15 protein-coding genes and 1 riboswitch are annotated in these 18,773 nt (G+C 50.7%); of the genes, 13 read left to right on the top strand and 2 right to left on the bottom strand.

Annotation, left to right across the window (positions count from 1 at the left end; translation table 11 throughout):
- Positions 1–2: 2 nt before the first annotated feature.
- Positions 3–3,398, bottom strand: coding sequence for a DEAD/DEAH box helicase (locus AC1RVX_RS06440; RefSeq protein WP_493215753.1), 3,396 nt, complete (start codon positions 3,396–3,398; stop codon positions 3–5).
- A gap of 186 nt (positions 3,399–3,584) precedes the next feature.
- On the opposite strand from AC1RVX_RS06440, the gene tkt reads away from it, so the two are divergent.
- The 7 genes from tkt (at position 3,585) to AC1RVX_RS06405 (ending at position 12,005) form a co-directional block, all read left to right on the top strand.
- Positions 3,585–5,588, top strand: a complete 2,004-nt coding sequence (tkt, locus tag AC1RVX_RS06435; protein ID WP_493215752.1) for a transketolase — start codon at positions 3,585–3,587, stop codon at positions 5,586–5,588.
- An 8-nt stretch (positions 5,589–5,596) separates the two neighbouring features.
- Positions 5,597–6,205 (top strand): GNAT family N-acetyltransferase, encoded by a 609-nt coding sequence (locus tag AC1RVX_RS06430; RefSeq protein ID WP_493215751.1) that lies wholly within the window; start codon positions 5,597–5,599, stop codon positions 6,203–6,205.
- 198 nt (positions 6,206–6,403) lie between these two features.
- Positions 6,404–7,417, top strand: coding sequence for a type I glyceraldehyde-3-phosphate dehydrogenase (gene gap / locus AC1RVX_RS06425; RefSeq protein ID WP_422988474.1), 1,014 nt, complete (start codon positions 6,404–6,406; stop codon positions 7,415–7,417).
- Between the two features lie 108 nt (positions 7,418–7,525).
- Complete coding sequence (lepB, locus tag AC1RVX_RS06420) at positions 7,526–8,206, top strand: signal peptidase I (RefSeq protein WP_493215750.1); 681 nt, start codon at positions 7,526–7,528, stop codon at positions 8,204–8,206.
- Between the two features lie 359 nt (positions 8,207–8,565).
- Positions 8,566–10,731 carry a DUF4214 domain-containing protein gene (locus tag AC1RVX_RS06415; RefSeq protein ID WP_493215749.1) on the top strand — a complete coding sequence of 722 codons (2,166 nt, stop codon included), beginning with the start codon at positions 8,566–8,568 and terminating at the stop codon, positions 10,729–10,731.
- Positions 10,732–10,898: 167 nt separating this feature from the next.
- On the top strand, positions 10,899–11,375 hold the full coding sequence (locus AC1RVX_RS06410; protein WP_493215748.1) for a BON domain-containing protein: 477 nt from the start codon (positions 10,899–10,901) through the stop codon (positions 11,373–11,375).
- A 168-nt stretch (positions 11,376–11,543) separates the two neighbouring features.
- Positions 11,544–12,005, top strand: coding sequence for a cache domain-containing protein (locus AC1RVX_RS06405; RefSeq protein WP_493215747.1), 462 nt, complete (start codon positions 11,544–11,546; stop codon positions 12,003–12,005).
- A gap of 84 nt (positions 12,006–12,089) precedes the next feature.
- Here AC1RVX_RS06405 and AC1RVX_RS06400 read toward each other — a convergent pair whose 3' ends face one another.
- The gene (locus AC1RVX_RS06400; RefSeq protein ID WP_493215746.1) at positions 12,090–12,869 is read right to left on the bottom strand and encodes an IclR family transcriptional regulator; all 780 of its coding nucleotides are present in this window, start codon (positions 12,867–12,869) and stop codon (positions 12,090–12,092) included.
- Between the two features lie 230 nt (positions 12,870–13,099).
- On the opposite strand from AC1RVX_RS06400, the gene AC1RVX_RS06395 reads away from it, so the two are divergent.
- The 6 genes from AC1RVX_RS06395 (at position 13,100) to AC1RVX_RS06370 (ending at position 18,666) form a co-directional block, all read left to right on the top strand.
- Positions 13,100–13,498, top strand: coding sequence for a diacylglycerol kinase (locus AC1RVX_RS06395; RefSeq protein ID WP_493215745.1), 399 nt, complete (start codon positions 13,100–13,102; stop codon positions 13,496–13,498).
- An 11-nt stretch (positions 13,499–13,509) separates the two neighbouring features.
- On the top strand, positions 13,510–14,544 hold the full coding sequence (gene cobT, locus AC1RVX_RS06390; protein ID WP_493215744.1) for a nicotinate-nucleotide--dimethylbenzimidazole phosphoribosyltransferase: 1,035 nt from the start codon (positions 13,510–13,512) through the stop codon (positions 14,542–14,544).
- Positions 14,545–14,569: 25 nt separating this feature from the next.
- Entirely contained in the window at positions 14,570–15,337 is a 768-nt protein-coding gene (locus tag AC1RVX_RS06385; protein ID WP_493215743.1) for an adenosylcobinamide-GDP ribazoletransferase, read from the top strand.
- A 2-nt stretch (positions 15,338–15,339) separates the two neighbouring features.
- Positions 15,340–15,888 carry a histidine phosphatase family protein gene (locus tag AC1RVX_RS06380; RefSeq protein WP_493215742.1) on the top strand — a complete coding sequence of 183 codons (549 nt, stop codon included), beginning with the start codon at positions 15,340–15,342 and terminating at the stop codon, positions 15,886–15,888.
- Positions 15,889–15,943: 55 nt separating this feature from the next.
- Positions 15,944–16,288 (top strand): PilZ domain-containing protein, encoded by a 345-nt coding sequence (locus tag AC1RVX_RS06375; protein WP_493215741.1) that lies wholly within the window; start codon positions 15,944–15,946, stop codon positions 16,286–16,288.
- Between the two features lie 116 nt (positions 16,289–16,404).
- Positions 16,405–16,658, top strand: a riboswitch (cobalamin riboswitch).
- A gap of 151 nt (positions 16,659–16,809) precedes the next feature.
- The gene (locus AC1RVX_RS06370; RefSeq protein ID WP_493215740.1) at positions 16,810–18,666 is read left to right on the top strand and encodes a TonB-dependent receptor domain-containing protein; all 1,857 of its coding nucleotides are present in this window, start codon (positions 16,810–16,812) and stop codon (positions 18,664–18,666) included.
- Positions 18,667–18,773: the final 107 nt, after the last annotated feature.

The following is an 18,773-nucleotide window of genomic DNA, read 5'->3' as shown; positions in this document are numbered from 1 at the left end:
TCTTAATTCAATGGTTCAAAAATGCCCTGCAAATCTTCTGCCGTCAGTTGTACGCTGCCGACCTCGCCCTGATCCAGTATGGCACGCGCCAGTTCAGATTTTTTATTTTGCATTTCCTGAATTTTTTCTTCCAGCGTGCCCTTGGCGATCAAGCGGTAGACAAATACCGGCTTATCTTGCCCTATACGCCAGGCGCGGTCCGTCGCCTGGTTTTCTGCCGCCGGGTTCCACCAGGGGTCATAGTGGATGACGGTGTCGGCGGCTGTCAGATTCAGGCCGACGCCACCGGCTTTCAGACTGATCAGAAATAGAGGGATATCACCTTCCTGGAAGCGGCGTACCACTTCGCCACGATGCTCTGTGTCACCGGTCAGCATGGCAAAACGCAACTGCTTTTCAGTCAATGCTTCGGCGATCAGGCCTAGCATACTGGTGAACTGTGAAAATACCAGTATCTTGCGGCCTTCGGCCAGCAGTTCATCGATCATGGCCAGCAATTCTTCCAGTTTGGCCGAGGGCGGCATTTTGTCCTTGCCGCCTTTGCTTGCCTTGGTGGCACTGGCGCCGGTAATCTTGACCAGGCGCGGGTCGCAGCATACCTGACGCAGTTTCAATAAAGCATCAAGTATCACAATCTGGCTGCGTGCCACACCTTTCTTGGCAATTTCATCACGGACTTTTTCATCCATGGCAAGGCGCACGGTTTCATACAAATCACGCTGTGCACCGCTGAGCTCTATATGCCGCAAGACTTCGGTTTTGGCTGGTAATTCGGTCGCCACCTTGTCCTTGGTGCGGCGTAGTAAAAATGGTTTGATGCGGCGCGTCAGCAAGGCATGGCGCTGGCTGTCTCCCAGTTTTTCTATGGGCTGCTGGAAGTCTTTGGTAAAGGACTTGAGATCACCGAGCAATCCAGGCATGAGGAAATTGAATTGCGACCACAATTCTCCCAGATGATTTTGCAAAGGTGTGCCCGTCAGGCACAGGCGGTGATTGGCTTGCAGCAAGCTGGCCGTCTGGCTGGCCTTGGCCTGGGCATTCTTGATGTACTGCGCTTCATCGAGTATCAGTAAGTGATAGCGATGTGCACGCAAAGCTTCTTCGTCGCGTGGCAACAGTGCATAGGTGGTCAATACCAGATCCACCTGCGGAATTTGTTCAAACAGTTTACTGCGGTCTTTGCCTTGCAAGATCAACACACGCAAATCGGGGGCAAAGCGTTGGGCTTCGCTGGCCCAGTTGTCCATCAGGCTGGTGGGGGCAACCACCAGTGCTGGCTGGATTAAACGCCCGGCTTCTTTTTCTATCAGGATATGAGTCAGGGTTTGTATGGTTTTGCCCAGGCCCATGTCATCAGCTAATATGCCGGCCAGCTGATATTCGCGCAAGAACTGCATCCAGGCCACGCCTTCTTTCTGGTAATCACGCAGGCTGGCGCGCAAGCCTGCGGGCGGGGTGATGGTATTGATGCCGCCAAATGCTGCCAGGCGTTGTCCAAAGCTTTGCTGGCGTTCGCCGCCTATCCAGCGCAAATGGGTAGTGGCGGATAATTCTGCCAGGCGTGCCGCATCCAACATCGGCAGGCGCAGCTTGTCGCCTTGATGCTCATTGAAATACAGCTCACCCAAAATGAGCAGGATGGGCTTGATGCGTGCATAGGGCAGTGCGACGCGACTGTGGTCGGGCAGCGACAGCAAGACTTGTTCATCGTCAGCACGCTGGTTGACTTGTTGCAGGCTGAAGTCTTGCGGTGCCTGACGTATCAGGCTGACCAGCAGCGGCAGTAGTGAAATCTTTGCCTGGTTGACGACGATACCCAGTTCCAGCTCAAACCAGACCGATTGCTGGTTATCTTCGTCCACTTCGGCATACCAGTCTTCGACTTCCTGCAGGTTGTAGCGGTAGTCGTCTTGCTGGCGTATATCCCAGCCCTGACTGGTCAGGCCAGGTAAATCTTTTGTCGCAAAATGCAGCCAGGCATTCTGGTCTGGCAGGCATTGCAAAAAATCTTTTTCATGACCGGGCACTAATTGCAGCTTAAACCCCAGATTCTTCAAGGTTTGTGTTGCAGCCTGTTCGGCGGGCTGATCCCTGAGTATGTTTTCCAACCCATTTTGGCCGCGACGCAGCAAACCATCACCAGCGTGGTCCGGTTCGGTCAATACATTGTCATAGGCAAAGCGCAGAACGGCGTAATCGGTGCACTGGCCCGCTGTTGTCAGGCTATTCAATTCCAGCACTGGGCGCATGCGGATGTCGGCACGTACTTTGGCATCCAGTTTGGCGGGCAGGGGGATCAGATTTTGCAAGCCCATGTCCAACAGGCGATTTGCCATTGCAAGCCGGGTTTTCATACCGGTGATGGCCAGTGCCGGGGCTTCCTGCACCAGATTGATCAGTGCGGGCAGAGGAAATTTGCTGGTGGCCGTCACATGCAACTCGCCGCAACTGTCCTGACCAATCAGCCAGGGCGGTTCGGTGGGTAATATATACGGGCCATCTGCGGGGCCATCTGCGTGGCCAACTGCTGTTGCTGCATCGGCGCTATCGAGTTGCCAGCGCAGACGCAGATAGTCTTTACCTTCCTTCCAGGCCAGATGTGCTTGTTGCAATGGGTGATAGCTCAGCCTGGACAGTTGACTCTGCTTGTTTTCTGTATTCAGCCAATACAATTTACCTGCCTTGGCGACGTGCTCAAGCAAAACGGCACCCATCCTGCCTTTGGGGGAATAATGTGAGTAGTAAAACGAATTCATGGTGCACATATTGAACAGCGCCAGTAATTCGTAATCCTCTGCCTGTAAAAAATTGGCAGACTTCATCATATCGCGCACGGCCAGCGACAGTTTGGTGTATTTCAGGTCCCCCTTGGCATTCTGTTTGGCCTTGCCTGGAATCAGCCGCACTTCCTTGCTGCCAGCCACAGTGGACAGGCTGAAAATCAGCATGCCGTCATCAGACTTTTCGTCTATGGATTCGATATCGGATGCCAGGGCAGGGCCCTCATGCCGGGAAAATTCCAGCTCACGCAGCCATTTTTGCTCGGTAAAACCCAATGCGGCGTCATTCTTGCCGGCTTGATTGGGGAGCGCGCTGGCCTTGTTCTGGTGATCCAGTATATTCAGCAATACCGCAGCTACATGCTTGCAATTGTATTCCACCGGGCAACTGCAAGCGCCATTGACGGCTTCCAGTGTTTCGTTCGCAAACACCAGTTCTATCTCTTGCGTATAGATGTTGCGGCCACTGCCCTGGACTTCGCTTTCTACGAAATCATTATCAAAACTCCAGCCCCTGACCTTGTTTTCTGTTGCATAACTGATACCGCGGATGAACACCTCATGGGGAAATTGCCGGGCAAGATCGTCGAGGGAGAAATGACGTTTTTTTGATGACATGCGTAAGCTTTATAGATAAACCCAGTGATTTTACAGTCTAAAACAGCCTGTTTGCGCTTCTGAAGCGTCGCAATTGTAGTATGGACCCCATGCTCTGGTAAAATATCGGGTTTCGCAGGGATGGAAATATTCATCCTCAGCCGCTTGCTTCACTGACCAGTTTTCTCAAGACCAACTTCTGACACCATGATTTCATCTCTTCAGCCAGCAACACTTACCAAGATGGCCAATGCAATTCGTGCCTTGTCCATGGATGCAGTACAAAAAGCCAATTCCGGTCACCCAGGGGCACCTATGGGTATGGCCGATATCGCTGTTGCCTTGTGGAAAGGCCATTATCGCCATAATCCGACCAATCCAAAATGGATTAACCGTGATCGCTTTGTGTTGTCAAATGGCCACGGTTCGATGTTGCATTATTCCCTGCTGCATCTGACAGGCTATGACCTGCCTATGGAAGAGATCAAGAATTTCCGTCAATTGCATTCCAAAACTGCCGGTCACCCTGAAGTGCACGTGACGCCAGGCGTAGAAACCACCACAGGCCCGCTGGGTCAGGGTATTACCAATGCCGTCGGCATGGCACTGGCTGAAAAACTGCTGGCAGCAGAGTTCAACCAAGGCGACCTGAAAGTGGTTGACCATTACACTTACGCTTTCATGGGCGATGGCTGCCTGATGGAAGGCATTTCGCATGAAGCCTGTTCACTGGCTGGCACGCTGCAACTGAATAAATTGATCGCCTTCTGGGATGACAATGGCATCTCCATCGATGGTCACGTCGAAGGCTGGTTCACTGACAACACACCAAAACGCTTTGAAGCCTATGGCTGGAACGTTATCCCGGCAATTGATGGCCACAATGCCGAAGCAGTGTTCAATGCCATCACCGCAGCCAAGACATCTGACAAGCCGACTCTGATCTGTTGCAAGACCGTAATCGGCAAAGGTTCGCCAAACATGGAAGGCACGCACAATGTGCACGGTGCTGCCTTGGGCGACAAAGAAATTGCTGCAGTACGTGCCCATATCGGTTGGGAATATCCTCCATTTGAAGTGCCTGCTGATGTCTATTCGGCCTGGGATGCAAAAGCGGATGGTGCCAAAGCCGAAGCCGAATGGAATGCACAATTTGCAGCCTACACGGCCCAGTTCCCGCAAAAAGCGGCAGAACTGACACGCCGTATGAATGGCGATTTGCCAGCCAACTTCGATGAAGTGGTGGCGAATGCGATTGCATCCTGCGTAGAGAAAAAAGAAAACATCGCAACCCGCAAGGCCAGCCAGAACGCAATCCAGGCATTTGCGCCATCGTTGCCAGAGTTCCTCGGCGGTTCTGCTGACTTGACAGGTTCTAACCTGACCAACTGGAAAGAATGCGTCGCAGTACGTGGTAACCAGGCTGGCAACCATATCAATTATGGTGTGCGTGAATTTGGCATGAGCGCGATGATGAATGGTATTGCCCTGCATGGTGGTTACATTCCTTTCGGCGCGACTTTCCTGACTTTCTCTGATTACAGCCGCAATGCTATCCGCATGGCAGCGCTGATGAAAATCCGTACTCTGTTTGTGTTCACGCATGACTCTATCGGTCTGGGTGAAGATGGTCCTACGCATCAATCCGTAGAGCACGTATCCAGCATGCGCCTGATTCCTAATCTGGATAACTGGCGTCCATGTGACACGGTGGAATCCGCAGCAGCCTGGGCTCATGCCGTAAAACGCAATGATGGTCCGTCGACCCTGATATTCTCGCGCCAAAACCTGCCATATCAAGAGCGCAGCGCCCAGCAAATCGCTGATATCCAGCGCGGTGGCTATGTCTTGCAAGATGTGGCCAATGCCAAGGCTGTATTGATTGCGACTGGTTCTGAAATTGAACTGGCCGTTAAATCTGCGGCAGAACTGGCGCAACAAGGTATCCCGGTACGCGTGGTGTCCATGCCATCGACTGACGTATTTGACCGTCAGGATGCCGCGTATAAAGCAGCCGTATTGGGCAAAGGCTTGCCGCGCATTGCCATCGAAGCCGGTGTGACCGACTTCTGGTACAAGTATGTGGGCCTGGAAGGCGCAGTGGTTGGTATTGACACCTTTGGTGAATCAGCACCTGCCAGCGTCCTGTTCAAATACTTTGGCTTTACCGTGGACAACGTCGTTGCCAAGGTGAAAGCAACGCTGGCTTAATAAGCACTATGACAGATTTAGTTGACGGCACTGTGACCAGCATCAAAGAAGTTAGCCTGCGCCGTGCTACAGTGGAAGACGCAGAAGCGATTGCTGCTGTGCGTATAGAAAGCTGGCGGGCGACGTATCGCGGCATGATACCGGACAGCTTTCTGGATGCTATGCGTCTGGAAGACAGTGTCTTGCAATGGCGTCAGATTTTGCAGGCCATGTCAGAAGCTGCTGACCGTATCTGCGTATATGTTGCAGAAAGCGAAGGCAAACTCATCGGCTTTGCTTCCGGTATGATGCTGCCAGAACCCAAGCTGGGCATGCAGTCAGAACTGACCGCGATTTATCTGCGACCAGTCTGGCAGCGTTCCGGCATAGGGCGTCGCATGGTACAGAAAGTAGCACGCACCCTGCAGGTGCAAGGTGCAGATAGTATGCTGGTTTGGGCCATATCCGGCAACGCCATCGCCCGTAATTTCTACGAGGAATTAGGTGGCGTTTTGTTGACCGAACAGGCATTTAGCTGGGACGGCATGGATTTGATGGAAGCAGGTTACGGCTGGCGCGATTTGTCGGTGCTGATGGCATCCGTCAATGCCATGCGCACACCTTTGTCCTTGCATTAGACGTATTTTGAAGACCAAAAAGCTCACCACAGAGACACGGAGACACAGAGGAAAAACAAGAGACAAACTCAAGAATTTTGATCCGCAATTCCAATAGGTTTTGCCGTTCTCCTGCCTTTCTCTGTGCCTCTGTGTTGAGAGGTCTTAAAGTTTTACCTATTTGTATTTATTGTTGTTTAGTCCTTTGGAGATAAAACCATGACGATTCGCGTCGCAATCAACGGCTATGGCCGTATCGGCCGCAACATCCTTCGCGCTCATTACGAAGGTGGCAAGTTCAAGAATGAAATCCAGATCGTTGCGATCAATGACCTCGGCAATGCAGAATCCAATGCCCACCTGACCCGTTACGACACAGCCCACGGCAAGTTCCCAGGCACAGTTACAGTCGAAGGCGACACCATGATCGTCAATGGTGACAAGATCAAGGTATTTGCAGAACGCAATCCAGCCAACATCCCTTGGGGTGAATTGAATGTTGACGTGGTGCTGGAATGCACTGGCTTCTTCACAACAAAAGAAAAAGCGTCTGCCCATCTGGCTGGCGGTGCGAAAAAAGTCATCATTTCTGCACCAGGCGGTAAAGATGTGGATGCAACCATCGTCTATGGCGTCAACCACGGCGTGTTGAAAGCCACTGATACCGTCATTTCCAATGCATCCTGCACCACCAATTGCCTGGCACCTTTAGCCAAACCTTTGAATGATGCCATCGGTATCGTCAACGGTTTGATGACCACTATCCATGCCTACACCAATGACCAGGTGCTGACAGACGTGATGCATGAAGACTTGCGTCGTGCCCGTTCTGCTACCATGAGCATGATCCCGACCAAAACCGGCGCAGCAGCAGCTGTTGGTCTGGTATTACCAGAATTGAATGGCAAACTGGACGGTTACGCCATGCGCGTACCAACCATCAATGTATCCGTGGTTGACCTGACTTTCGTTGCTGCCCGTGACACGACAGTGGCAGAAATCAACCAGGTCCTGAAAACGGCATCCGAAGGTGCCCTGAAAGGCATCCTGGATTACAACACTGCGCCACTGGTATCGGTTGACTTCAATCACAATCCAGCTTCCAGTACCTATGATGAAACATTGACAAAAGTATCTGGTCGTCTGGTGAAAGTATCCAGCTGGTACGACAATGAATGGGGTTTCTCCAACCGTATGCTCGACACCACTGTTGCACTGATGAATGCAAAATAATCTGCTTTAAAAACGATTTGTTTTTTCTCAGTTAAAAATACCCCGAACTTTCGGGGTATTTTTTTGTCTACATCAGGTAAGCTTAATTTTTTTGTATAGGAGATAACCGTGCAGCTTAAAAAATTGATTGCCGACAATAAAGGTTTCATCCTGCTCATGCTGGGCATGGTCTTTGTGCGTAGCGCCCTGGCTGATTACTACACTGTACCTAGCAGTTCCATGTACCCGACACTACTTGAGGGTGATCGCGTGATCTGTGACCGTCTTGCCTATGATGTCAAGTTGCCATTTACCGATCTCATCCTCAAACATGTATCTGACCCGCAACGTGGTGATGTCGTGACTTTCTCTTCACCAGAAGATGGCGTGCGACTGATTAAACGTCTGGTCGCCGTGTCTGGTGATGTGGTGGAGATGCGCGATGAAAAACTCTATATCAATGGCAAGGCCGCCAGTTATGAGCCTTTGCAACCGCGCAGTGACGACCACCTGACGCCAAAGCGTGAATATAAAGGACAGCAACTGGTTTACCGCGAACGCCTTGGTACACTGCAGCACGACATGATCATCATGCCGGAACGAGAAGCCCTGCGCAGCTTTGGGCCAGTCAAGGTGCCGGAAGGTGAATATATGATGCTGGGCGATAACCGCGACAATAGCCGCGATTCCCGTTATATCGGTCTGGTCAAACGTGAACTGATTACCGGCCAAGTCAAACGCCTGATGTATTCTCTGAATGGCGATCAGTATTATTCGCCACGATTCGATCGCTTTGGCGCGAAAATCTAAGAACCTGTTTGCGTTCTTGCTGCGTGTGCGCGAACGTGAGCGGGTTTGGACCCATCTCTCAGTTTGATTCTTGAAGGCCCTGACATTTGCTAAAGCCGTTGTCAGGGTTTTTTATTGCCATCAGGTTTTTGAGTCCGAGGTGCAAGTCGCCAACCTGCATGCCTTAAGTTGTCTGGCAGTACATTTGAACTGGATGCGGTGCTGATGCTGCACGATGGCGAGATTGTCAGGAAATGGGATGTTTACCAGCATTAATTGGTGTTAAGCCAAAGTTTACATTTGTTGCAATTTTTGGGATGATGCTGGCTCTTTTTGCATGAGCATGCCGCATTTACCCCTACAGCAGCAAGGTTGATCTTATGGCTTACGAAGCCGATATCCAGAATCTCTACATCGCATATTTTAATCGCCCCGCAGACAAAGATGGTTTGGCTTACTGGAAGTCATCGACCATGAGCCTGGTCCAGATTGCGCAAAGCTTTTCTGAACAAAAAGAATATGCCAGTGCCTTTGCCGGTTTTACGGTAGAACAAACCATTAATGCACTATATTCCAACCTGTTCAACCACAAGGCCGATGCCGCAGGATTGAGCTACTGGAGCAACCAGATCAAAACCGGACAGGTAGGCGTAGGGGCAGCGGCCATTGCGATTTTGAGTGGTGCAACCGGGCCAGACCTGGAAGCAGTACGTGCAAAAAATGCGGCAAGCGCCAGCTTTACTTCGAATCTGTCAGCCAACCAGGCTGCCGCGTCTGTCTATAGCCAGGCTGGGGTAGCCCAGGGCCTGGCCAAATCATGGCTGGCCACGGTGGTTGATGGCAGCACACAAAAAGCGGCACTCGATGGCCTGGGTTTTATCACCGCTAAAATGCTCGCTGGCTTGCCGGATACGTCTGTCAACAGCAGTATGCTTGTTGTCGCGCCAGGGCAGGTCAATCCAGGCAGGAGCGGCAATTTTATTTTCAGTGCTGATGATGCCAGCCTGCTGGTAGCCAATACCAAACTCACAGGCAATGGTGGCGCAGTGGCCTTGAATGTGAATACGTATTTTTCTCCCGTGCCGCATACGACAAGCACGGTCACTGGCGTACAAACTCTGAATTTGCAGGCCGGTGCGAATACCAGCAATGCCGGTGCCAATTTCATGAACAGCTTTACCACCATTAATGCCAACAAGGCAGACGGTGGCGATACGATAGTTCTGGGCAATCTGACGCGACAAAACGTCAACCTCAACAATGTTAGCGGCACATCTAGCGTGACCCTTGGCTCGACTGGTCAGAGTGTGACACAGACATCGGAATTTGCCAGTTCCACCATCAAAACCAGTCTGGACAATCTGACAGATGCCAAGTTTAGTTTCAGCAACACCATTTATAACGAGCATGTACTGGAAGTTCTTGATAGCGGCACTTTTGGCCTGAACAGCAACCTTATGGCTAACTTCACCGGCCTCACTTTGCACAGAAATAACGAACTGTACTTCACGCCGTCAAAGTCGATTTCGATTACCACTGACAAGGGTGCATACAATAAAATTACTTTCGGCATTAACTCGGGCACTACGCAAGAGGTCAGATTCAGAAATCAATTATCTGGCACCCTGACGCTGGAAGGCACGTCTAACACGATCATTGAAGATAGCGTCGCCTCCAATATAAATTTTTTTAGTAACTATGGCTCATTGAGCGTCAAAGACAATAGCGACAAAGAACACTATATCAATAGTGGCGCCGCGACCAAGGTGGATGTCAGCGGCATGTCGGGCATGCTGTATTTATCCGGATCGGGTGCTTATTCTATCTCTGGTATGGGTGTTTCCAGTGCTTACAATTACATCGTCAACGATAGTGCCACTGGCTCGCTGACCATGACGGCGACAGGCACCAACGATGCGCGCTATCAGGAACTTCGGGGCGGTGCATCAGTCACCGTCAACCTGAATGGTACTGGTACTTTTTATGCCAATACCTTCAATCAAAATGCTGTCATGTTGGTGAATGTGAATTCGACAGATGCCAAGCTGTCTCTATCAAGCTACTCAAAACAAATACAGATCGTTGAGCCTGAAGGAAAAACAGGTTCATTTAAGCTTGATTTATCTTTTGGCTCTGCCGCAACGGTGAAGCTGGCTTCGACAGGCGGCAGCAGCGACATACTGGATATCAAATATGCCTCCGTGTATTATTTCCTGACCGGCGGTAATGTGATCAGTAATTTCAATGTCACAGGTGCAGATAAATTTAAAACTGGTGTGCAGGCAACGTCCCTGGACAAGTTGAGCATCGCTTCTTCTGACGTTGCCGGTTTGGCGGCAAAGATCGCCAGCGGCGCTGCGGCAGCTGGCAACGCTCTGACCGCCACTCCGGGCCAAACATTTCTGATTACGGTTGCCAGTGGTCAGGCAGCGGGTACCTATTTCTACGAACACACGAGCAAGGTTGCCAACAGCGTGGAAACCAATGACGTTATCGTCAAGCTGATAGGTGCAGGGCAGATTGCAGTGACGGATATTATTGTCTGAATCATTGTATGATCTTCAGAAATACCCCTTAACAACCGCTGCTTTGAATTGCATGCGTTGCCCAATCATGGGTAAGCGATACTGGTCCAGGCTTGGTTTCAAGCTGCAAAAGCCTGTGTAAATTGCTTATCATACGAAACTGATATTGATCTTGCGGGAGATATTCCATGTTCTTGCGTATGCCTGGCAGTATGAGTTTTCGGTTACTGGCCTTTATGGCGTCCGTGTCATTGCCGATTTGCGCGCTTGGTGATGAAGCCAGGAGCAATTATTTTAATGACCCCTTTCTCAATGTGACCCAGGCGATCAGCGAATGTCCAGTTCCTGAAGGCCCCTTGCTGACAGAGGCACAGGCCAGGGCCGAAGCGCATGGTCGTATCGAGCGTGGTACCAGTTGCTACCAGTCTGGTCAGTGCCGCCTGCCCAATGCCTATCTGTACGACAAGGAAATTATTCCAAGAGTCAAACGCGCTATAGAAGCCGATGGACGTTTTGCCGATACCAGCATTTGGGTGGAAGGGCAGCGTCGCTTTGTCTGGCTCAAGGGCTGTGTCCGTACCGCCGGGCAAGCCAGTGAGTTGGAAAAACTGGTACGTGGCCTGGATGATGTTCAGGGTGTCATGAATCAACTGATTGTCAAATAAATCCAGCGCTGTTCAAGCAAGGTGGCGTGTGCCATCCCACCACAGTTATTGCACTGCACAGCGACTTGTGCTGGACTAAGTTCCATGTGCCATGAAATATTGAATCCTGAAAGAAACAATAACCATGTGCTGGACAGGTGAGCCAGCTCAAACCGAAGGAGAAATGTTATGAAATGGATGAGCAAGCTGATTTTTATTGCAATGATGGGATTTGTTATGTCTGCACCCGCATCAGCGAGGGAGGACCGTGGGTCCACGGCGCAGGCGCAGGCCATGGTTAAGAAGGGTATTGCCTACATCAAGAAAAACGGGCGTGACAAGGCTTTTGCTGATTTTAACGATGCATCCAACAAAGATTTTCATGACCGTGACTTATACCTGTTTGTCTATGATATGAATGGTATCAATTTGTCACATGGTAATAATCCTAAAATGATAGGCAAGAATTTGCTGGACCTGAAGGTAGAAGGCAAGCCCATTATCAGGGACATGATCACGGCTCTCAAAACCAAAAACGATGGCTGGATAGATTACCAATGGCCTAACCCGGTCACCAAAGCCCTGGAAACCAAGTCCAGTTATTTTGAAAAAGTGGATGATTATTTTGTCGGTTGCGGTGCTTATAAATAATTGAAAATGACGTAAAAAAACCGGCACAGATGGCATGTACCGGTTTTTTTATGCCTGCTCTTGCAGTTTGGTTTGCCTTTAGTTCTACGCCGGACCGGTATACCCCAGGGTCAACGAAATCTGCTTGGCGGTATCGGTCAGGTTGCTCAGCCATTCTTCCTGCAGGCGATCGGCAGGGGCGGAAATGGACAGCCCTGCGATCATCTTGCCACTATCGTCATGAATACCGGCTGCCATGCAGCGCACACCGAGTTCCAGTTCTTCATTGTCTCTGGCGTAGCCGGTTTCACGTACTGCTGCCAGTTCTTTTTCAAGTTTGGCAAGATCGGTAATCGAATTTTTATTGTGGCCTGCCAGCCCGGTGCGGGTGGCGTAGGCGCGGATAGCCTTGGGTTCGTCCAGTGACAAAAATAGCTTGCCGGTAGATGTCAGGTGCAGTGGGGCGCGGCCACCGATGGCGCGTACCACCTGCATGCCCGAACGTTCGGAAAATGCCCGGTCTATATATACAATTTCATCGCCCTGGCGAACAGACAGGTTGATTGTCTGGTTAGTTTGACGGTGCAGGGCGCGCATGAATTCCAGCGCCGCTTCGCGCACGTTCAGGCGGCTTTTGACGATATTGCCCAATTCCAGCAACCGCATGCCCAGGCGGTAGGAACCCGTGTCGGCACGGTCAACAAAGCGGGTAATGACCATGTCATTGAGGATGCGATGCGCAGTCGAAGGATGCAAGCCTGTTACTATGGCCAACTCCTTCAGACTAACCGGATCCTGATAGCGCGACAGGGCATCCAGCAGGGATACCATGCGCTCTATGACCTGAATAGAGGTTTTTTCTGCATTTGTGGAGTCGTTTTTCATATTATGGTTGGTGCGCTGCAATATACACGTTATACCACAATGTGAAATTGACGTCACTGCTTCATCGGCAAAATGCCAACGTCCAAACAGATTTGCTTGCAATAATTTAATTTGTATCAAGCAAATCCTCTTCTCCATTACACATAGTCCTGTAAAATTCGGCACCTGAGCGAAGCTCGGGCGGGACAGTATTCGTCTGCTGTGCCGGGAATAAGGTTTAAGGAATAGAAATGTCTGAAAAAGAACCAGCTGTCAGTGAATTCAAAAGCAAGAGTGGTCTGCGCCGGATATTTTCGGCTTTCTTTTATTCCATAGATGGATTTCGTTCTGCTTGGAAAAACGAGCATGCTTTCCGTCAGGAACTGGTACTGGTCATCATCGGTGTTGTCATCGCCCTGTTCTTGCCAGTGTCTGCTTTTGAAAAACTGATGATGATCGCGGTACTGATGTTGATACTGGTGGTGGAGCTGATTAATTCGGCGATAGAAGCGGTGGTGGATCGCGTCTCGCTGGAGCGTCATACCCTATCCAAAAATGCCAAAGATTTTGGTAGTGCTGCCGTATTGTTGACTTTCCTGATTGCGGTTGCAACCTGGGCAGTCATTTTGATGGACCGTTTTTACTATTGATTGTCTACGTGATGAACACAAATATTATTGCAACTGCTAATCCGGCGCTGGAAACTGAACTGGCTGCGGCCATCAATAACAAGACTAAACCTCTTGGAAGTCTGGGCCGTCTGGAGCTACTGGCAGCACAGATAGGGCTGATACAGCAAACCAGCCAACCACAATTGCGTGATCCGGCCATCATTGTATTTGCCGGTGATCATGGTGTGGTGGCTGAAGGTATTTCTGCTTTTCCGCAGGATGTAACCTGGCAGATGGTGGAAAATTTTCTGGCGAATGGTGCTGCAATTAATGTCTTTGCGCGGCAAAATGGTATCGCCTTGCATGTAGTGGATGCCGGTGTAAACCATGATTTTGGTCCGCGTGAAAAGCTGTTGAGCATGAAGGTGGCAGCGGGCACACGCAATTTTGCCAAAGAGCCTGCAATGACAGAGGCACAGTGTCGGGCAGCCATGCAAAATGGCGCTGAACTGGTGGCCAGTTTGTCTGGCAATGTGCTGGGTTTTGGCGAAATGGGTATAGGTAACACTACGGCAGCGGCTGCCCTTATGCACAAGTTGACCGGCATCCCGGTAGTCGATTGTGTAGGAGCAGGTACAGGCTTGTCGACCGAAGGCATACATCATAAGCAGGTTGTGATTGAAGCGGCAGTGGCATTGCATGCTGATGTGAATCAGCCGGCAGACGTGCTGGCCACGTTTGGCGGTTTTGAAATTGCCACCATGGTCGGTGCCATGCTGGCGGCGGCAGAGCGTCACATGGTTTTGCTGATCGATGGCTTTATCGTTTCCAGTGCCTTGCTGGTAGCGGCCAGGATGCAGCCTGCCATACTCGATTATTGCGTGTTTTCGCACCAGTCAGATGAAAGCGGTCATGCGCGCATGCTACAGGCATTAAAGGTCAAACCTGTGCTGCAACTGGATTTGCGCCTGGGCGAGGGTACAGGGGCGGCACTGGTGTACCCGATGTTGCAGGCTGCGGTCAATTTCCTGAACCAGATGGCGACTTTTGCGTCAGCCCAGGTGAGCGAAAAAAGCAGCGACTAAACAAATCTTTATTGCAGGAGCTGGCTTGCATCAACTACGCTTATTCTTTATAGCTCTGCAGTTTTTTACCCGCATTCCCATTCCTGCATGGGTAGGCTTTGAAGCGGACTGGCTGCGCCAGTCTTCACGCTATTTTCCGGCAACGGGCTGGGTGGTTGGTGCGGTGTGCGCTGGCGTGTATGCTGGTGCGGCTGAGTTATGGCCGCATGCGGTAGCAGTGCTGTTGTCCACCATTGCCGGTATCTTGTTGACTGGTGCTTTCCATGAAGATGGTTTTGCCGATGTCTGTGACGGCTTTGGCGGCGGTATGACACCAGAACGCGTGTTGGAAATCATGAAGGATTCCCGCGTCGGTGCTTACGGTGCTATCGGCATTCTGTTGATGCTGGCGCTGAAGCTGACCTTGCTGATCAGCTTGCCCGCATTGATGGTGGTACCAGCCTTGCTGTTGGCCCACCCCTTGTCGCGCCTGGCCTCATGCAGCCTGATATGGCTGATGAAGTATGCACGTCATGAAGGCAAGGCCAAGCCCTTGGCCCAGGAAATGCGTTTTGGTGAATTTCTGATTGCCTGCCTGACGGTATTGCTGCCAGTTGCCGCACTGCTGTATTGCTTTCCATTTCAGATCAATTCATTGCTCGCCGTACTTGCTTTGATATTTTTGTCGACCTGGCGCATGGCGCACATGTTTCAGTGCCGTATCAGTGGTTTTACCGGCGATTGCCTGGGTGCCACGCAACAGGTGGCAGAAGTCGCCATCTATCTGGGTTTGCTGGCTTTTCAGGTGCATTGAGCATGCGTCTGCATTTGCTGCGCCATACCAAGCCACAGATTGCTGATGGTCTGTGTTATGGGCAGGCCGATGTGCCTGTCCTGGTCAACGATTATGAGAGGCTGGCGGCATTCATGCGCCAGAAATTACCTGTCGGTATCCCCGTATTTTCCAGTCCATTACAGCGTTGTGCCTTGCTGGCACATACGCTGCACGACCGGCCACAGCTTGACCCGCGTTTGATGGAAATGCATTTTGGTGCATGGGAACTATGTGCCTGGGATGCCATTCCAAGGACTGATATTGATGCGTGGGCATTTGCACCGACGACATATCGTCCAGGCGGTGGCGAGTCGGCTCTTGATGTGGCGCAACGGGTCGTCAGCTGGCTGGACGATCTGCGTCAAATGCAGTTGCCAGAAGCGCTGGTGGTTGCGCATGCAGGCATCATGCGTATGTTGATCGCTTGGCAGGATGGCATCAGTGCAGATGAATTGGCGCAACTTGTTTGTAAGCAAAATCTTAGCCTGGCTTTTGGTGAGATCAAGGAAATACTGGTATTTCATAAATAATGCAGATAGTATTTACGCAAGAATGACAGTAAAGCCGTCAGCGCACGGCCATCGCATGATAGAACTCAGAAAATCTCCCCGTGTCACCGTCGCCTGGCGCTCTGGCGTCAAATTGCCGGATGGCAGATTAATTCTCGCAAAAGTGGTTAATATATCGGCAGAGGGTGTGCTCTTGCAGTCGCCCGAAAACCTGATTCCCCAGCGCAGTTATCCGATGATGATAGAAATCCCAGGTATTGTTCAAGAGGCCGAGATTTACAAGGTCAGTTGCAAAGGCACAGTCAGGCACGCTATTCTTAGTGGTGATAGTTACAATGTTGGCATGTTGCTATCGGATATGTCTGAATTGCACGCGCAACTTGTGGTTGCCTGGATCTCTAAAACAGCACATCTGACCTGACATTGGGCTTTTGATAAAGCAAATCTGCTGTAAATCCGCTTTATTTTCAATAAGTCAATAAACTGATCTGCCTCAGTTTTTACGCCACCTGAGCTTGCAGCTACCCCCATCTGTCTATAGAATGGCGGGGTTTTGGTGCTCGCGGATATGCTCATATCTGCGGTTAAACGGGAAACACGAAGCTTGGATAAGTCAGGCATGCGTGTGCTGCCCCCGCAACGGTGTACAAGTCGCTGCAAAAACTGAATTGTTGTTTCTTGAAGTTCAGATTTGTAGCCAGCCATTTTCCAATACCACTGTGCTATGTGCATGGGAAGGTCAGATGGTGATATTTGTCAGCCCGGATACCGGCCAGAATAAGTGAAGTAATACGGACGGGGAAATTTCGTGAAAATCAGATGCAGAAAACTGCATCCGCTTCTTTATCAGGCCACAGGCGCTGACGATACCGATTGTCCCTATTGCTTTTTCCATTGCAGCCTGCGGGGACGTCGGCGGCATGTTTTATTTTTCTGAAAATCATGACATCTGTATTCAAACCGCTCGCCCTCAGCCTGGCCTTGGCCGCTGCATTTCCGTCTTCTTCCGTCTTTGCACAAACTGCCGCCGTTGGCGTTGCTTCCAGTGTGGTCATTACCGCTGGCCGTCAAGAGCAAGCTGCCAAGGATGTGCTGGCTGACAATGTTGTCATCACTGCGGAAGACATTGCCAAATCTGGCGCATCTTCCATCGTTGATCTGTTACAGCAACAGCGCGGCATAGAAATTACGCGTAACGGTGGGCCTGGCACGACATCTTCAGTTTTTATCCGTGGCGGCAATAACGCACAGAACGTGGTATTGATTGATGGCGTGCGTATTGGTTCATCCACGACTGGCGGAGCAACCTGGTCCAGTATCCCTTTGTCACAGGTTGATCATATTGAAGTTGTATATGGTCCCTTATCCAGCTTGTATGGCGCAGATGCCATGGGTGGCGTGATACAGATATTCACTAAAAAGGGTACAGGCGTCATCACGCCTACCGTATCTGCTGGTGTGGGCAGCTATGGCACACGCAAATTGCAGGCGGGCTTTACTGGTTCTGTTGCCAGCAATCTCAGTCTCAGCATGAATGCCGGACACGAAGAGAGTGAAGGTTTTTCTGCCAGCAAGCCGGGTGCAGGTGCTTTCACCTATAACCCGGATAAAGATGGCTACAAGATGGATAGCTTCAATGGTCGCCTGATATGGGAAATCAGCAAAGGCTATGAACTGGGTGCCAGCGTTTTGCATAGTCGCAACAATGCGCAGTTTGATGCAGGTCCAACCCAGGACGATCGCAATGTCCAGACACTGGAAACCATCGCCGTCTTTGGCCGTGGCCAGTTCACTGATTACTGGTCTGCTTCCCTGCAATATGCCAAAGCGGCAGACAAGGGTTATACCGATGCATCTTATGGCAAGAGCCAGATTGATACCCGCCAGGACAGCCTGACTTTCTTGAACAATATCCGCATCGGCAAGGATGTGTTGCAACTGATCGCAGAAACGCGTGATGAAAATGTTGACACGACCACAACTGCACTCAACGGCAAACGTACCACGGATTCGTATGCGGCATCTTATGTACTCAAGCGGGATGCGCATCTGGCCAGCGCCAGCATACGCAATGATCGTAGCTCGCAATATGGTTCCAATACAACCGGAAGCGTGGCGTATGGTTACCGTTTCACTGATGCACTACGTGTCAATGCCAGCTACGGTACCAGCTTCCGTGCACCGACTTTCAATGAACTGTATTACCCAGGTTATGGCGTTGCCAGCAACAAGCCAGAAAAAGCAAAAAATGCAGAAATCGGCTTGTATTTCGAACAGGGTGATACCCAGTTAAGTGCTGTGTATTACCAAAACAAGGCAACTGATTTGCTGGTCAGCACCAATGTCTGTCCCATAGAAAACTCCACCCATCCATATGGTTGTGCTTACAATGTCAACAAGGCGACCCTGTCCGGCCTGACTGTGGGCGGTACCACCCGTTTCGCCGATTTGACATTGCGCGGTTCCATTGACATCCAGGACCCTAAAGATGATACGACGGGCCTGCGTCTGGCGCGCCGGGCAAAACAGCATGGCACAGTGGCTGCGGAATATGCCTTGCAGAATGCCAAAGTCGGCGTGGAAACTATTTTCTCTGGTGACCGTTATGATGATGTCGCCAATAAGAAAATATTGGGTTCCTATCAGTTGTTGAACCTGTATGCGACTTACGACGTGGCAAAAAATACGACCGTAATTGCACGCTGGAATAATGCTCTGAACAAGGACTATGAACTGGCAAAAAATTATGCAACAGCAGGTTCAAATGTATTTGTAGGTGTGAACTACGGCTTCAAATAAGCTTGCGAGAGAAATGATGAGCTGCAAACACCTCATCATATTTCAAGCTGATTGACTGATGTGCAGGCCGGGATGTTTTGCACGGTGCTGTACATCGCAACCTGTTT

Source organism: Undibacterium sp. GW821-FHT11B02 (assembly GCF_058808955.1).
Note: the sequence above shows the minus strand (reverse complement) of the source record. Positions and strands in the feature narration are given on the sequence as shown.

Coding starts and splice junctions, on each gene's coding strand:
- AC1RVX_RS06440 (WP_493215753.1), bottom strand. CDS start 3,398: ATGTCATCAAAAAAACGTCATTTCTCCCTCGACGATCTTGCCCGGCAA.
- tkt (WP_493215752.1), top strand. CDS start 3,585: ATGATTTCATCTCTTCAGCCAGCAACACTTACCAAGATGGCCAATGCA.
- AC1RVX_RS06430 (WP_493215751.1), top strand. CDS start 5,597: ATGACAGATTTAGTTGACGGCACTGTGACCAGCATCAAAGAAGTTAGC.
- gap (WP_422988474.1), top strand. CDS start 6,404: ATGACGATTCGCGTCGCAATCAACGGCTATGGCCGTATCGGCCGCAAC.
- AC1RVX_RS06415 (WP_493215749.1), top strand. CDS start 8,566: ATGGCTTACGAAGCCGATATCCAGAATCTCTACATCGCATATTTTAAT.
- AC1RVX_RS06410 (WP_493215748.1), top strand. CDS start 10,899: ATGTTCTTGCGTATGCCTGGCAGTATGAGTTTTCGGTTACTGGCCTTT.
- AC1RVX_RS06405 (WP_493215747.1), top strand. CDS start 11,544: ATGAAATGGATGAGCAAGCTGATTTTTATTGCAATGATGGGATTTGTT.
- AC1RVX_RS06400 (WP_493215746.1), bottom strand. CDS start 12,869: ATGAAAAACGACTCCACAAATGCAGAAAAAACCTCTATTCAGGTCATA.
- AC1RVX_RS06395 (WP_493215745.1), top strand. CDS start 13,100: ATGTCTGAAAAAGAACCAGCTGTCAGTGAATTCAAAAGCAAGAGTGGT.
- cobT (WP_493215744.1), top strand. CDS start 13,510: ATGAACACAAATATTATTGCAACTGCTAATCCGGCGCTGGAAACTGAA.
- AC1RVX_RS06380 (WP_493215742.1), top strand. CDS start 15,340: ATGCGTCTGCATTTGCTGCGCCATACCAAGCCACAGATTGCTGATGGT.
- AC1RVX_RS06375 (WP_493215741.1), top strand. CDS start 15,944: ATGATAGAACTCAGAAAATCTCCCCGTGTCACCGTCGCCTGGCGCTCT.
- AC1RVX_RS06370 (WP_493215740.1), top strand. CDS start 16,810: ATGACATCTGTATTCAAACCGCTCGCCCTCAGCCTGGCCTTGGCCGCT.